A 15767-nucleotide genomic window follows, 5' to 3' on the forward strand; every position below is an offset into this window, starting at 1 on the left:
AAGGTTTTGTTTTAGATATGAATGAAACAAATAAAGGCCGAAAAGAAACTTTTTTATCAAATTTAAATTGTAAGCGTTTTATTTATACTGGCGATAAGGAGGTGCTTTCCGGTACCTTAAATGCTGCTTATGGCTTGTGTGCGAGAAAGGGAATGGTTAGGAAACCGTTGAGGCCAAATTTAGAAACGGAGGGATTTACTTTTGAATAAATGGACTGGCAGGCTGACATCTTCACTTCTTGCACTGCTGCTGCTTGTTCCTTCACCGGCATTGGGGGCTTCGGGAACAGTAATGGACGGCAATTCTGCGGGACAGCAGACGGCTGCAGCACCGGATTATACAGGGCATTGGGCAGCCGGAGATTTGCAGACATGGGCTGACAAAGGGCTGCTGTCGGGGTACGGAAACGGCGTATTTAAGCCGGATCAGAACATTACGCGGGCGGAATGGGTGACCCTTGTAAACCGGGTATTTAATCTGCAGACTATGGCTGCTTCAAACGGCTTCAGTGATGTGGAGCAGGGCAAGGCATACTACAGCGAAGTTATGAAAGCGGTATCTGCAGGATATGTGTCAGGTTACAGCGATGGAACCTTCCGCCCCCAGCAGACGGTCAGCCGTCAGGAAGCGGCAGTTATGCTGTACCGGCTGTACCGGCTTGATGCCGCTGCGGCTGCGTCAGGACCGACGGATGCTGAAATGCTGCCTTCGTTCAGCAGGGAAGCCGTTAACACCCTCCTGAGCAGAGGATTCCTTAGCGGATATGAGGACGGCAGCTTTAAGGGAGGACGTCCGGTAACACGGGCAGAAGCTGTCCGGATGATCGGGAAGCTGTCAGGTGAGATTATTATGCAAAGCGGCAGCTATACGCAGCTGCAGGCAAAGAATCTGGTGATCAGCACCGCAAGTGTGACGCTGAAGGACACCGAAATTACAGGCAATCTGTATCTCACCGAAGGGATTGCCGGAGGAGATATTCTGCTGGACAATGTGAAGGTTGCGGGCAAGATAATCGTCAGCGGCGGCGGTGAAAACAGTGTCGTGCTGAACAATACTTCAGCAGCCTCGCTTATTGCAGACAAGCCGGACGGCATGCTGCGGATTGTTCTGAAGGGCAGTAGCAGCATACCCGATGTAACAGCTGAGTCGGGTGTCAGACTGGAAGAAGATACGGCACTTGGCGGAGCGGGCTTCAGCCGGGTCAAGCTTGAGACCGCACTGCCTGCGGGTTCGCGCATCCAGCTTAGCGGCAGCTTTGATTCTGTTGTAGTCAATGCTGCCGGGGAGCCTGAGCTTGTGCTGGTTAGCGGAACCATCGCGGAAATGACCCTTAACCGCATGGCGGCGCTGCGTGTCGAGGCCGGAAGCGAGATCAGGAATGTGATTCTTGGTCTGAACAGTCAAATTACGGTTCAGGGAACCGGCAAGATAAGCTATGATCCGAAATTCAGCGGTTTAATCAAGCTGGAGACTCCAGCAGCAACGGCAACAGCTACGGCTGCACCAGTAAGCAGCGGCGGAAGTACTGTATTACCGACGTCTACGCCAAGCTCTGCGGCATCGCCAACGCCGGCAGTGACTCCAGAGGCTACACCGGTACATACGCCGGCAGTGACTCCGCCGGCTACACCGGCGCCAACACCGGGAGCATCCCCGGCACCGACTGCTCCGGTGTTCAGCAACGTATCCGTGCATGACCCTTCAGTGGTGAAGGACGGCGGGACGTATTATGTTTTTGGTTCGCATATTGAAGCGGCCAAATCGCAGGATCTGCTGAACTGGAGCACGTTCACCAACGGCTACAAGACACCGGACAATGCCATTTACGGTGATCTGTCTGCCAATCTGGCGGAATCCTTCGCCTGGGCCGGAGAGAACGACTCCGACAGCAAAGGCGGATACGCCGTCTGGGCACCAGATGTGTTCTGGAATGCGGATTATGTGAACGGCGACGGCACTAAAGGCGCATATATGCTCTATTACAGCACCTCATCCACTTATATCCGTTCTGCAATCGGTTTTGCCGTCTCGCAGAAGATTGAAGGCCCTTATGTTTACGGCGGCACTGTGATTTACTCCGGCTTTACGCTGGATGAGCAGTATGATGGTAGCAGCACGGTCAACAAAAAATGGACCAATACCAACATTCAGACGCTGATCGGCAACGGAACGCTGGAAAGCATGAATCCGGCCTGGTTCAATGCCAACGGCACATATAACAATAAGCAGTATACCAATGCGATTGACCCGACTCTGTTCTATGATAAGGACGGCAAGCTGTGGATGACCTACGGCTCCTGGTCAGGCGGCATCTTCCTGCTCGAGGTTGACCCGGCGACCGGACAGCCGGTATACCCCGGCAAAGACGGGACTACAGCAGACGGCAGAATCATCGACCGTTACTTCGGCACCAAAATTTCCGGCGGAAATTATAAATCCGGCGAAGGTCCTTATATCGTCTATGACCAGACAACCGGCTATTACTACCTGTATGTAACCTATGGCGGACTGGCTGCTGACGGCGGCTACAATATGCGGCAGTTCCGCTCCGTGAATCCGGAAGGTCCTTACAAGGATGCGGCAGGGCAGAATGCAGTACTGGCGACGGACGGGGATCACTCGAACATCGGCAACAAGCTGATCGGTAATTTCCTGTTCAGCAATCTGAACGGAGAGGCAGATTTCCCGGTATACGGCTATGTCTCCTCAGGGCATAACTCGGTCTTCTATGATGAGGAGCAGGGCAAGCTATTCAATTTCTTCCATACCCGATTCCCGCTGCGCGGGGAAACCCATGAGGTGCGGGTGCATCAGATGTTCATGAACGAGGACGCCTGGCCGGTTGTGGCTCCGCACCGTTATTCCGGCGAGACGCTTACCAAGGTTCAGCGTGCAGATGTCGTGGGAGCATACCAGTTCGTCAACCACGGCAAGGATACCTCGGCCAAAATCAAGCCGACCGTCGATGTCGAACTGCTGGAAGACGGCACGCTGGGCGGAGCGGTTAGCGGCAGCTGGGAACTGGCAGGTGATTATTATGCCCATCTGCTGATCGACGAGACAGAGAACGGCAGTACGGTGCAGCGCCTGTACAAAGGTGTGTTCGTGAAGCAATGGGATTCCACCCGGAATGAACAGGTGATGGTCTTCACAGCGATGTCAGACCAGGGGGTTGCTGTCTGGGGCAGTGCCATCAAGCTGCTCAGCGATGAGGAGCTGGTCGCTAATATCGCCGGCGGCCTGACACTTGGAGATACCAGCAAGGTCTATAGAGACCTGACACTGCCGGTGTCCGGTGTGCATGGAGCTGTCATTACCTGGACATCCTCCAGCCCGGCGGTTGTTGCCGCAGACGGCAAGGTTACCCGGCCGCAGGCGGGAAGCGGCAATGCCGAGGTGCAGCTGACAGCTGCCATTAAGCTTGGCAATGCTTCGGTCACGAAGACGTTCACTGTCGTTGTCATTCAGCTTGGCGGCACGCTGCTGGAGGACGGACTGGTGGCAGCGTATGACTTTGAAGACAGCCTCGCGGAAAGCGCCGGGCGGCAGGCTGCCGGCAGCGCAACCGGCAAGCTGCTGAACACAGCAGATGGAGCAGTGGAGTATGCGGCCGGCCAGGACGGCCAGGCGCTCAAGCTTACAGGCAGCTCCGGTGTCCGGCTGCCGGACGGTCTGATTAACGGCAGCGCCTATACGTTCAGCCTGTGGCTGAATCCGCAGGAGCTGACAGCCTTCACTTCGGCCTTTTTTGGAGCCAAAAGCACCAATAACTGGATGAGTCTGCTGCCTTACGGCAACGGAGGGGCAACGACCCGGGTATGGTTCGGCAGTGAAACCTGGCTGGATGCCGATGCCGGCCTGCAGATCGGGGCCGGCAAGTGGTCGCATATTGCATTCACCTACGATGCCGGAACGGTTAAGCTGTACCTGAACGGAGTGCTGAAATATACAGGGACGAACTATACCGACCTGTTTGACAGTGAAGACAGTGTCTTTGCACTCGGCGTCAACTATTGGGATATCCCGTACAAGGGGCTGATTGACAAGTTCCGCGTCTATGAAAAAGCGCTGACGCCTGAAGCCGTCGGCTGGCTGGTGAACGGTGAACCGGATGCCAATGTGAAGGTGAGCGCGATTGCTTTTGCTGATGCACAGAAAAATATTGCTGTCGGAAATACCTTTACCCCAGCGGTCTCCATCCTGCCGGCCAATGCCGGCAACCGGGCCTTGGCCTGGACCTCAAGCGCACCTGCTATTGCTGAGGTTGATAGTGCATCCGGGGTTGTAACGGCAAAGCAGGTAGGCGATGCCATCATTACCGCCGCCTCCACCGACGGAAGCAATGTAACTGCAAGCTTATCTGTGAAGGTTACGGACGGCCGGGTCGCGGTGTACTCTTTTGACGGCAATTTGAAAGATTCGCTACAGCTCTCGGGTGAAGGCAGAGTAACAGGGGCGCTGGTCGGCAGCGCTACTGTAGGCAGTATTACTTACAGTGACGGGGTAACGGGCCAGGCGGCATTATTTGACGGGGCTTCCGGTATCCGGTTGCCGGACGGACTGATTAACAGCAACACTTATTCAGTCTCGATGTGGCTGAAGCCGGATCAGCTGACGACTTACACGACTGCCTTTTTTGGGGCAAGCTCCAATAGCAGCTGGATCAGTCTTGTGCCGAAGGGGCTGTCGGATGCCACCATGCTTTGGTCTAACGCTGTCTATGAGGCAACTGCAGGCTATATTATTCCTGCCGGAACCTGGACACATGTCACTTTTACAGTCAATAACGGGACAGTCAAGCTGTACATTAACGGGGAGGAAAAGTTCTCGGGCAGCGGATTTCCGGATATTTTTACGAACAGAAACGGGGTTTTCGCGCTTGGGGTCAACTATTGGGATGTTCCATTCAAGGGCCTGATTGACGAGCTGAAGCTGTATAACAATGTGCTTGCACCGGAAGCGGTGCTGGCTGATTACCAATCGGCTGATCTTTAAAAGGCCGGATCATTTAGAAAAAATAAAGAGAAGGAGCGGGACGCGATGTCCTGCTCCTTTTTTGTCTATTCGTAAAGCTGATCCTGTGCAGCAAGCTCTTACAGCCATTTTATCGCCCATTTCTCAACATGGCTGAGCGCTGCCCCTAACTCCTGTCCCTTGACTGTCAGCGAATATTCCGTCCGGACCGGCCGGTCCGGAATCACGGCACGGGTAAGCAGGCCGCAGCCCTCCAGCTCCTTCAGCCGCTCGTTCAAAATACGTTTGCTCAGATCCGGAATGAGGGTATGCAGTTCACTGAACCGTTTGGGGCCTTCCATCAGCACATGAAGGATGAAATTCACCCATTTTTTCCCGACGATATGATAAGCATGTTCCACTTTGGCTAGTAACGGCCTGATTTCCTGATCCATCGTACATCCGTCCTTAGCAGTTATTATTAATATCCCACTTACTATACCATAGCAAAAAAGCGAAAACATCGTGAAAATAAGTACTTTTCGTAAATGTTGAAATGAGGTTGACGAAAGGTTTTTGGAGGCGTATGATGAGTTTTGTTAAGTTTGTGAGTAATTAATAGTAACCTAATAAATAATATATAATAACGGGAGGAATGAAAGTGGAATCATCTACCTTTGTGCTGTTTGGCGCTACCGGGGATCTGGCGAAGCGCAAAATCTACCCGGCTCTATATAACTTGTTTGCCGATGGCAAGCTTTCCGGTCCTCTCTCCGTGATTGGTCTGGGCAGAAGAGAGCTTAGCAACGAAACGTTCCAGGTGCAGGTGCTGGATTCACTGCGTACCTTTTCGCGCCGTCCTGTCGTAGAATCAGCGGGACTGCAGCGTTTCCTGCTGGCTTTTGAATATAGCGTGCTGGACGTTGGACGTCCGGAGGATTATACGAAGCTGCTGGCCCACGTGCAGCGGCGGGAAGCGGAGCTCGGCATTCCGGGTAACCGGATGTTCTATTTGTCGGTCGGCCCTGAATTTTTCGGTCCGATTGCCGCGAATATTCATGAGAGCGGTCTGGGTGATACTACAGGCTGGAAACGTCTGATTATCGAGAAGCCGTTCGGCCGGGATCTGCAGTCCGCGCGGGAGCTTAATGAGAGCCTGAATGCCGCTTTCCGGGAAGAGGAGATTTTCCGGATCGATCATTTCCTCGGCAAGCCGATGGTGCAGAACCTGGAAGTGCTCAAGTACTCTAATCCGGTGCTCCGGGCGCTCTGGCAGAACCGTTACATCGCTAACGTCCAGATTACGGCTGCCGAGACTGTAGGAGTGGAAGAACGGGCAGACTATTATGACAAATCAGGTGCGCTGCGTGACATGTTCCAGAACCATATGCTGCAGCTGCTGATGATGATGGCCATGCAGCTTCCTAAAGACAGCAGTCCTGAGGATGTCCGCAGCAAAAAGCGTCATATCATCCGTTCCGTGCGGCCGCTGCTGAAGGAAGAGGTGACGCGGCATGTAGTGCGCGGACAATACGGCGCTGGCTATCTTAAGGGCAAAGCTGTGCCGGCCTACCTTAATGAACCAGGTATTGATGGAAGCTCGCAGAATGAAACATATATCGCCGCACGGCTGTGGATCGACGATCCGATGTGGAGCGAAGTGCCATTTTATATCCGCACCGGCAAACGTTTGAAGGAGAAATCAACCAGAATTGTTATTGAGTTCAAGGAACCGTTTAATGACTCTCATAACGTTAACAGAGGCAAGCTTCCGCTTGATCCTAATCTGCTGGTGATTGAAATCGGGCCTGGTGAAGGGATTTCGCTGCAGCTGAATACCAAAAATCCGCGCCAGCATGGGGCGCTTGAGCCCGTAAGCATCCGGCATAATTCGGCCAATCCGGATCTGCCGGAAGCCTATGAGAATCTGATCTATGATGCGCTGCTGGGCGATGCAACATTCTTCGCACATTGGGAAGAGGTGGAGCTGAGCTGGCAGTGGGTGCAGCCGATTATCGATGCCGTAGAGGAAGGCAAGCTTCCGCTTCATACGTATGCTGCGGGTTCTTACGGTCCGGTTGCAGCGGATGAGCTGCTGGGCGAAGATCATTGGTGGCTGGATGAGCCTGAGGTAGATGTTGAAGCATCCGGCAGACCGGATGAGCAGGCGATCCGGGCAGGAGCGTAAGTTAGCTTTAACGGACATAATAACCAATCAGAAAATAACCGGAGGGATATCTAATGAAAGTCGGATTAATCGGACTGGGTAAAATGGGCTTCAATCTCGGACAGAACCTGCTGGAGCACGGGCATGAGGTAGTGGCATATGACGTCAATGCTGATGCTGTTGCCGAGCTTGGCGGCAAAGGGGCGGCTGAAGCAGCAAGCCTGGCTGAGCTCATAAGCAAACTGGATGCACCGCGGATCGCCTGGATTATGGTGCCGCATCCATTCGTCGATTCCGTAATCGCCGAGCTGACACCGCTGTTGTCCAAAGGCGATATTGTTATAGAAGCGGGGAATTCCCATTACAAGGAATCGATCCGCCGTCACGGTGAGCTGGCACAGTCAGGGATCTACTATCTGGATGCCGGAACCTCGGGCGGTATGGAAGGAGCACGCAACGGTGCGTGCTATATGATCGGCGGGGACGAGGAGGCATGGGCTGTGGCTGAACCGCTGTTCCGTGATACCTCTGTGGAGAACGGCTACCTGTATGCCGGCAAGTCCGGCAGCGGCCACTTCCTCAAGATGGTCCATAACGGGATCGAATACGGTATGATGGCAGCCATCGGCGAAGGCTTTGAGGTTCTGGAAAAAAGCGGCTATGACTTCGATTTCGAGCAGGTTGCCCGCGTGTGGAACAACGGATCGGTCATCCGTTCCTGGCTGATGGAGCTGGTAGAGCGGGCCTTCTCGAAGGACGCCAAGCTCGATGATATCAAAGGCGTCATGCACTCCTCCGGCGAGGGCAGATGGACGCTGGAGACAGCGTTTGACCTGCAGGCGGCCACTCCGGTCATTGCGATGTCACTGCTGATGCGCTACCGGTCGCTGGAGACGGACACTTTTACCGGCAAGGTGGTTGCTGCGCTGCGTAATGAATTCGGCGGACATGCCGTGGAAAAGAATTAACCATCCAACACGACTGTATGATGAGAAAGCGTCAAGTCTCAAAGCCCCCGAGCGGGTATTGGGATTTGGCGCTTTTTGGTGATTCAGCAATGAGATTGCACCCGCCCACTGAATAAACGGTTCCCTCAGTCTTCAGTCTGATGTAGTATATAGAGAAAGCTCAGACATTGAAAAGGGGGGATCCTATATGGTTAACTTACTCGAAGTATTGAAGAAGGAAATCGTTCCGGCTGAAGGCTGTACGGAGCCGATTGCCGTAGCCTATGCGGTCTCTTTGGCGGCAGAGCTGCTTGAGGAGGAGATTACTGGGATTCAGCTGTTCCTCAGCGGCAATATTATTAAGAACGCTATGGGGGTCGGTATTCCAGGGACAGGACAGACCGGGCTGCCGATCGCAGCTGCGCTTGGTGCTGTAATCCACCGTTCCCACAGAAAGCTGGAGATTCTCTCAGGTCTGACGGCTGATGAGCTTAGTCAGGCTAATGCGATTATAGACCGTAAGGTGCTCTCCGTGGAGTTGAAGGATACAACGGAGAAGCTGTATATAGAAGCAAGGGTGCAGAGTGCGAATCACCGGGCAACAGCGGTGGTTGCCAAGGAGCATACTAATATCGTTCTGCTGGAGAAAGATGGAATCCCCATTGATATCCAGAAGGATAAGGGGGATTGCGGAGAGGACGAGCAGTTAAGTCATGAAGGCTATGCTGTTTCACTCGAAGGGATTTATGAGTTTGTCTGCGATACAGCTTTCGCTGATCTGGAGTTTCTGCTGGAAGGCGCAAGAATGAACAAGGCTATTTCAGATGAAGGCTTGCGGGGAGATTACGGACTTCAGGTCGGCAAAAAAATGAGCCAGCGCTCTGCAGTCAATCTGTTCGGCAACGATGTGGCCAATTCCGTAATCGCAGCGACGGCTGCAGCTTCCGATGCGCGGATGGACGGCAGTGCGATGCCGGTCATGACGACGGCGGGCAGCGGTAACCAGGGGATCGCTGCTACGCTGCCTGTCATTAAGCTGGCCGAGCTTATGGGTAAAAGTGATGAGTTGCTGGCCCGGGCCATCGCCCTGAGCAATCTGGTTACCGTTCATGTGAAGCATTACATTGGTCGCCTTTCACCGTTGTGCGGCTCAGGAATCGCCGGCGGAGTAGGGGCAAACAGCGGGATCATCTACCTGATGGGCGGCAGCCTGGATCAAATCAAGCATGGCATCCAGAATACCATTGCTTCCTTGTCCGGCATGATCTGCGACGGGGCCAAATCCACCTGTGCGCTCAAAATCTCCACCGCCACCAATGCCGCAATCCAGGCGGCGACGCTGGCGATGAATAACATTTCACCGACAGACAATGACGGAGTCATTTTTGAAAAGGTAGAGGATACCATCCGTAACATGGAGCGGCTCGTCCAGGAAGGGCTTGCCGCTACAGATGAGACGATTCTGAATATTATGCTGTCCAAAGCTTAATGCAGGCTGCAGGAGCATCATTTAAAAGGACATTTCCCGTGAAGCGGGGAGATGTCCTTTTTTTTGGATACACATATTATAGAAGAAACACAATCATCCGCACTAGCAGAGAACCTCAATATTCTCCTTGGCCAGGCGCTTGAGCCAGGCTTCAGACGGCTTGCGGTCAGTGATCAGCACATCGATCCGGTTCAGCTCCACCAGCTTCGTAAAAGCGGTCTTGTCAAACTTCGTATGATCCGCCAGCAGCACAACCTTCTCCGCCTGGCGCAGCATGTATTTCTTGAGCTCGCATTCCGGCTCGTTGGAGTCTGTAATGCCCCGGTCCATATCAATTCCCTTGCAGCTTATTACGGCGGTGTCCACATTGTAGCGCTGAATCGTATCATGGGCGACCGGACCAACCAGCGAGAGGGAGCGGTGGCGGAGAGAACCGCCGGTAGAAATAATGTTCATGCCGGAATTGGAGAACTCCTGCAAAATATTGATCGAGTTCGTGATGAGTGTCAGGTTATTTTTGTTGCCCAGCAGTTTAAGGAATTCAAACGAGGTTGAGCTGGGGTCTACCATCAGGGTATCCCCGTCATTAATCAGATCAAGCGCCTTGAGCGCGATGTTGCGTTTGATGTCCGTATTGAGCGCATTGCGGGTTACAAAAGGAAGATCCTCGTTCGTATGCCTGTTAAGCATAGCCCCGCCGTAAGTCCGGCTGACAATCCCGTCCTTCTCCAGCTTCTCCAGATCCCTGCGGATCGTTTCTTCCGTTACTTCGAACATGCGGCTCAGGTCGGAGACCAGTACTCTTTTATCCTGATGGACAAGATCTATGATTCTGTTGCGTCTTTCGGCAGCCAGCATTTGTAATCACCTTTCCGGAGCTATACTCTGAATCTCAATAGATATGTATAAATATAGACCTAAATATCTGTGTTTTGCAATAATTTAGTCGAAAACCACATAAAATTTATTATAATATTCATTATAATCTGCGTTTTGTAAACATTAAACAAATAAAAACAACATAAATAATATTTTATTTGTTGACAACACAGAATGTTGGAGCTACGATAAGAGTGTTCATTTTCTCTTTGAAAGCGCATGCTTCATAAGATTAAGCGCCTGAGCATAAGGTCCGCTGCGAAGCCTACAGAGACCAGCCTGAGGTGCCGCAGCCGGGATAACCCTTACAGAGAAGAAGATAACCAACTGTGCAACACAATATTATCAGGAGGCTGGTCAATCAATGAGTACCCGTGTTTATTATGTTCCTTCTATTAACGTTATGGGAAAAGGCTGTCTGCAGGAAATCGCTCCTTACATTCAAGAGCTGAATCTGAAGAAAGCACTGGTAGTTACCGACAAGTTCCTTATGAAGAGCGGAATCGCCGGCAAATTGCTGTCCGTGCTGGATGCAGCCGGTATTGAGTATGTGGTATATGATGAAGTAAAACCGAATCCGACCTGTAAAAATGTTCACGACGGCGTGGATTTCCTCAAATCGCATGAATGTGACTACCTGATTTCGATCGGCGGCGGATCACCGCAGGATACAGCCAAGGCAATCGGTATTGTGGCTACCAACGGCGGACACATTGCTGAATATGAAGGTGTACACAAATCCAAGAACAAATCGCTGCCGATCGTTGCGGTTAATACAACTGCCGGAACATCAAGCGAAGTTACCATCAACTATGTCATTACAGACGAAGAACGCAAGGTGAAGATGGTAATGGTTGATAAGAACAGTATCGCCACCATTTCTGTAAATGATCCTGAGCTGATGGTCGACAAGCCTGCTGCACTGACTGCAGCAACCGGTATGGATGCGTTGACCCATGCAATTGAAGCACTGGTAACTCCGGGCGCCTATCCTGTCACGGATGCTACGGCTCTGGCGGCTGTTGAGCTGATCTTCGGCAATCTGGCTAAGACTGTGAAGAACGGCCATGATATCGAAGCACGTGAACAGATGGTATACGCGATTTTCCTGGGCGGACTGGCGTTCAACAATGCCGGACTCGGCTATGTGCATGCAATGGCGCATCAGCTCGGCGGTGTATATGATCTGCCGCACGGCGTATGTAATGCGATGCTGCTCCCTTATGTAGAAGAAGAGAATGCCAAATATGTGCCAGAGAAATTCCGGGCGATCGCCAAGGCAATCGGCCTTCAGGTAGAAGGCAAAACCGATAAAGAATGTGCAGACTTTGTTATTGAGTCGATTAAGGAGCTGTCCAAGGAAGTTGGCATCCCGGCCAAGCTGTCCGACCTTGGGGTTGACGAGGTAGACCTTGACCTGCTCGCCGAGAATGCAATGAAGGACGCTTGTGCGCCTGGTAACCCGTTCATTCCGACCAAAGAAGAAGTTATAGCCCTGTTCCGCAAAATTCTCTAAATTATTATTTTTTAGTTGAGGAGATTCCCTATGAACTATCATATCGCCGTCGATATCGGCGCCTCCAGCGGGCGGCTTGTGCTCGGCACCATTGCAGACGGAATTCTCTCGCTGGAGGAAATTCACCGTTTCGGCAACGGTTTTACCGAACGGGACGGTTCCTGCTTCTGGGATATTGATTATTTGTTTGAAGAAATTCTGCGCGGCCTGCAAAAGGCCAAGGCAGCCGGCATCTCCAAATGCACACTGGGTATTGATACCTGGGCTGTAGATTATGTGCTGCTGGATGCTGAAGGTAACCGTCTGCAGGAGGTATACGCCTACCGTGACCGCCGGACAGACGGGGTAATGGAGAAAGTAGCCAAGCTGATTTCTCCGGAACAGGTGTATGCCAAGACCGGAATTCAGCAGTTAACCTTTAATACGTTATACCAGCTGTACGCTCATGATTCTAAAGAGCTGGCTGCAGCAGACCAGATTCTGCTTGTCCCGGATTATCTCTACTATAGATTATCCGGCTGCAAGATTAATGAAGTAACCAATGCCTCGACAACACAGCTGCTTAATCTTGCTGAACGAGAGTATGATGCGGATCTTCTGTCATTGCTTCATCTTAATAGAGAACAGTTTGCACCGCTTACTGAGCCCGGCGAAGTGCTCGGCAGCCTCAGGGATGACCTGAAGCAGCAGTATGATCTGCCGGACTGCGAGCTTATCTGCGCGGCTACTCATGATACGGCCTCGGCTGTACTGGGTGTGCCTGTCCGGGACGACCGTGCTGCTGCTTATATCAGCAGCGGAACATGGTCCTTGCTCGGTGTTGAGCTGGATCATCCGGTGAACACAGAAGCGGCGATGCAGGCTAATTACACGAACGAGTGGGGCGCTTTTGGAACCTACCGTTTCCTCAAGAACATTATGGGACTCTGGCTGATCCAGGAGGTACGCAGGCTGGACGGAAAGCGTTACACCTTCGCTGAACTGGCTGAGCTGGCCGCAGAAGCTGAGGGCTACCGCAGCCTGATTCCGTGCAATGATCCACGGTTCCTGAATCCGGACAACATGATTGAAGAGATCCGCCTTGCCTGTGCAGAGAGCGGCCAGCCTGTCCCGCAAACGCCTGGCGAGCTTGCCCGCTGCATCTTCGACAGCCTGGCGCTCTCATACCGCAGTTATCTGGGCGAGCTGGAACAGCTGACCGGCAGACCGGTAGAGGTGCTGCAGATCGTTGGCGGCGGTGCGAACAACACGCTGCTGTGCCAGCTGACAGCCGATATCATCGGCCGCGAGGTACTGGCTGGCCCTACAGAATCGACAGCGCTCGGTAATCTTGCAATCCAGCTGATTCACACCGGAGAAGTTGCGGATATCCGCGAAGCCCGGACGATCATCGGCAAGTCCTTTAAGATACAGTCTTACCTGCCGCGCCCGCTTCCGCAGCTTGAGGGCCTGCTGGCCCGCTGGGAAGCCCTGCATGCAGGTTCTGCAGGCGGCAGCCAATAGATATAACCTTAGTTGAAGACCGTTTTGCACGAAGTAGATCAGATGGAGCAGATGCTCACAAAACTTTTAGGAGGACCCCAACATGGATCAGAGCATCATCAACAGTTATAACGAAGCGAAGAAATTATACGCAGCCCACGGCATCAACGTGGATGAAGTATTGGAGAAGCTGGCGGAGATCAAGATTTCCCTTCACTGCTGGCAGGGAGACGATGTCAAGGGCTTCCTGTTCAAGGACAAGGAGCTGAGCGGCGGTATCGCTGTAACCGGCAGCTACCCTGGACGCGCTGGTACGCCGGATGAGCTCCGCAAGGATCTGGAAAAGGCCTTGTCGCTGATTCCGGGTAAACACAAGGTCAACCTGCACGCCATCTATGCAGATACAGACGAAAAGGTGGATCTGGATGAGCTGGAGCCGCGCCATTTTGCTAACTGGGTAGAGTGGGCTAAGGAACAGGGACTGGGTCTTGATTTCAACCCGACCTGCTTCTCCCATCCAAAAGCGGCAGACGGCTTCACACTGAGCCATGCTGACGAGGAGATCCGCAATTTCTGGATCAAGCACTGCAAAGCTTCCCGCAAAATCGCCGAATCGTTCGGCCGCGAGCTGGGACAGCCTTGTGTGACTAACTTCTGGGTGCCGGACGGCTACAAGGATACTCCGGTTGACCGCCTGGCTCCGCGTGCACGCCTGCGTGATGCGCTGGATGAAGTGTTCAGTGAAGAGATTGATCCGCAATACAACATCGATGCAGTTGAGAGCAAGCTGTTCGGCATCGGCTCCGAGAGCTATGTTGTCGGATCGCATGAATTCTATATGGGTTATGGTCTGACCCGCGGCAAAGCCATCTGCCTTGACGCCGGACATTTCCACCCGACTGAAGTTATTTCAAACAAACTGTCCTCGATCCTGATGTTCAGCGAGCAGCTGCTGCTGCATGTGAGCAGACCGGTACGCTGGGATAGTGATCACGTAGTAACTATGGACGATGAGCTGCTGGAAATCGCCCGTGAGCTGGTCCGCGGAGATCTCTTGCCGCGCACGAACATCGGCCTGGACTTCTTTGACGGCAGCATCAACCACGTTGCCGCTTGGGTAATCGGAACACGCAACACCATCAAAGCGCTGCTGCGCGCTATGCTTGAGCCTGTTGCCGAGCTGAAGAAGATCGAACTGGAAGGCGACTACACTTCCCGCCTGGCATTGGTAGAAGAATTCAAGTCCTATCCGTTCGGCGCAATCTGGGATTACTACTGCGCTTCCCAGAACACACCGGTCCGCGAGAACTGGCTGGCAGAAGTGAAGACTTACGAGAAGGAAGTACTGTCTGCCAGATAAGGCTATTTATATAAACAAACATTAACTTGAGTTTTGAATGGTTGTCATATTTACCACCAACAGATCTGCATCCAAAAGGAGCGAAAACATATGAGTACTTCAGTTATTGAAACCAAAGGTTATATCGCCAGCAAGGAAGCCCCTTTTATCCAGGAAATGTCCGAAATCACCCACCACATGTGGTCCCTGGGCTGGGATGAGCTGAACGGAGGAAACATCAGCTATCTGCTGGATGAAGAAGAAGTAGCCAAGTACATTAATATTCGTGAGCCGCTGCGCACTATCCAGCTTACTTTCCCTGTAACTGAGCTTGCAGGCAAATATTTCATTGTTACCGGCTCCGGCAAATACTTCCGTAATGTGATCAAAGACCCGGAAGCTAACCTCGGCGTACTGCGCGTATCCGCTACAGGTGAGAGTGTTGAAGTGCTGTGGGGCCTGCGCAATAATGCTGTACCGACAAGCGAGCTGGCTTCCCACTTCATGAGCCACATTGAACGCCTGAAAGTTGATCCTACGCACCGCATTGTTCTGCACACTCACGCTACTAACGTTATTGCTATGACGTTCACCCATGATCTGGATGAGCTGAAATTCACCAAGACGCTCTGGGAAATGTGCACAGAATGTCTGGTTGTATTCCCTGACGGCATCGGCGTTATCCCTTGGATGGTTCCGGGCAGCAGCGACATCGGCCGGGCAACGGCCGCCAAGATGAAGGACTACCGCGTCGTAATCTGGCCGCAGCATGGTATCTTCGTGACAGGTGCGACTATGGATGCTACCTTCGGCCTGGTAGAAACGATCGAAAAAGCAGCCATCATCTACAACCTGATCGGCGGCAGAGAAATCAAACAGACGATTACCGACCAGCAGCTGGCTGATCTGGCTGCAGCTTTCCGTGTAACACCAAAAGCAGGCGTTCTGGACTTGTAGAATATCATTTATATAAGAAAACCGGACATCCGCAAAGT

At 52.6% G+C, this 15767-nt stretch carries 10 protein-coding genes; 8 read left to right on the forward strand and 2 right to left on the reverse strand.

The window, feature by feature from the left end; translation table 11 throughout:
- Nucleotides 1-201: 201 nt before the first annotated feature.
- Entirely contained in the window at nucleotides 202-4995 is a 4794-nt protein-coding gene (locus M2108_RS00175) for a LamG-like jellyroll fold domain-containing protein (RefSeq protein WP_277469020.1), read from the forward strand.
- 98 nt (nucleotides 4996-5093) lie between these two features.
- Here the strand turns inward: M2108_RS00175 and M2108_RS00180 are convergent, their stop codons facing one another.
- Nucleotides 5094-5408, reverse strand: coding sequence for a winged helix-turn-helix transcriptional regulator (locus M2108_RS00180; RefSeq protein ID WP_277469022.1), 315 nt, complete (start codon nucleotides 5406-5408; stop codon nucleotides 5094-5096).
- Between the two features lie 206 nt (nucleotides 5409-5614).
- Here M2108_RS00180 and zwf point away from each other — a divergent pair, with 206 nt between their 5' ends.
- The 3 genes from zwf to M2108_RS00195 all read left to right on the forward strand — a co-directional run bounded on the left by zwf (nucleotide 5615) and on the right by M2108_RS00195 (nucleotide 9556).
- Nucleotides 5615-7141: a glucose-6-phosphate dehydrogenase gene (gene zwf / locus M2108_RS00185; RefSeq protein ID WP_277469023.1), complete on the forward strand. Its 1527-nt coding sequence runs from the start codon at nucleotides 5615-5617 to the stop codon at nucleotides 7139-7141.
- A 53-nt stretch (nucleotides 7142-7194) separates the two neighbouring features.
- Nucleotides 7195-8088: a phosphogluconate dehydrogenase (NAD(+)-dependent, decarboxylating) gene (gene gnd / locus M2108_RS00190; protein ID WP_277469024.1), complete on the forward strand. Its 894-nt coding sequence runs from the start codon at nucleotides 7195-7197 to the stop codon at nucleotides 8086-8088.
- 187 nt (nucleotides 8089-8275) lie between these two features.
- A complete protein-coding gene (locus M2108_RS00195) occupies nucleotides 8276-9556 on the forward strand; it encodes an L-cysteine desulfidase family protein (protein ID WP_277469025.1) in 1281 nt (426 codons plus the stop codon).
- Between the two features lie 102 nt (nucleotides 9557-9658).
- Here M2108_RS00195 and M2108_RS00200 read toward each other — a convergent pair whose 3' ends face one another.
- Entirely contained in the window at nucleotides 9659-10414 is a 756-nt protein-coding gene (locus M2108_RS00200) for a DeoR/GlpR family DNA-binding transcription regulator (RefSeq protein ID WP_068720942.1), read from the reverse strand.
- 385 nt (nucleotides 10415-10799) lie between these two features.
- On the opposite strand from M2108_RS00200, the gene M2108_RS00205 reads away from it, so the two are divergent.
- The 4 genes from M2108_RS00205 (at nucleotide 10800) to rhaD (ending at nucleotide 15729) form a co-directional block, all read left to right on the forward strand.
- On the forward strand, nucleotides 10800-11951 hold the full coding sequence (locus M2108_RS00205) for an iron-containing alcohol dehydrogenase (RefSeq protein WP_277469027.1): 1152 nt from the start codon (nucleotides 10800-10802) through the stop codon (nucleotides 11949-11951).
- 30 nt (nucleotides 11952-11981) lie between these two features.
- On the forward strand, nucleotides 11982-13454 hold the full coding sequence (gene rhaB, locus M2108_RS00210) for a rhamnulokinase (protein ID WP_277469028.1): 1473 nt from the start codon (nucleotides 11982-11984) through the stop codon (nucleotides 13452-13454).
- 82 nt (nucleotides 13455-13536) lie between these two features.
- Nucleotides 13537-14793, forward strand: a complete 1257-nt coding sequence (gene rhaA / locus M2108_RS00215) for an L-rhamnose isomerase (protein WP_277469029.1) — start codon at nucleotides 13537-13539, stop codon at nucleotides 14791-14793.
- 90 nt (nucleotides 14794-14883) lie between these two features.
- On the forward strand, nucleotides 14884-15729 hold the full coding sequence (gene rhaD / locus M2108_RS00220) for a rhamnulose-1-phosphate aldolase (RefSeq protein ID WP_277469030.1): 846 nt from the start codon (nucleotides 14884-14886) through the stop codon (nucleotides 15727-15729).
- The last annotated feature ends 38 nt before the right edge of the window (nucleotides 15730-15767 follow it).

The sequence above is a fragment of the Paenibacillus sp. PastM-3 genome, assembly GCF_029893965.1.
GTDB lineage: Bacteria > Bacillota > Bacilli > Paenibacillales > Paenibacillaceae > Paenibacillus_AQ.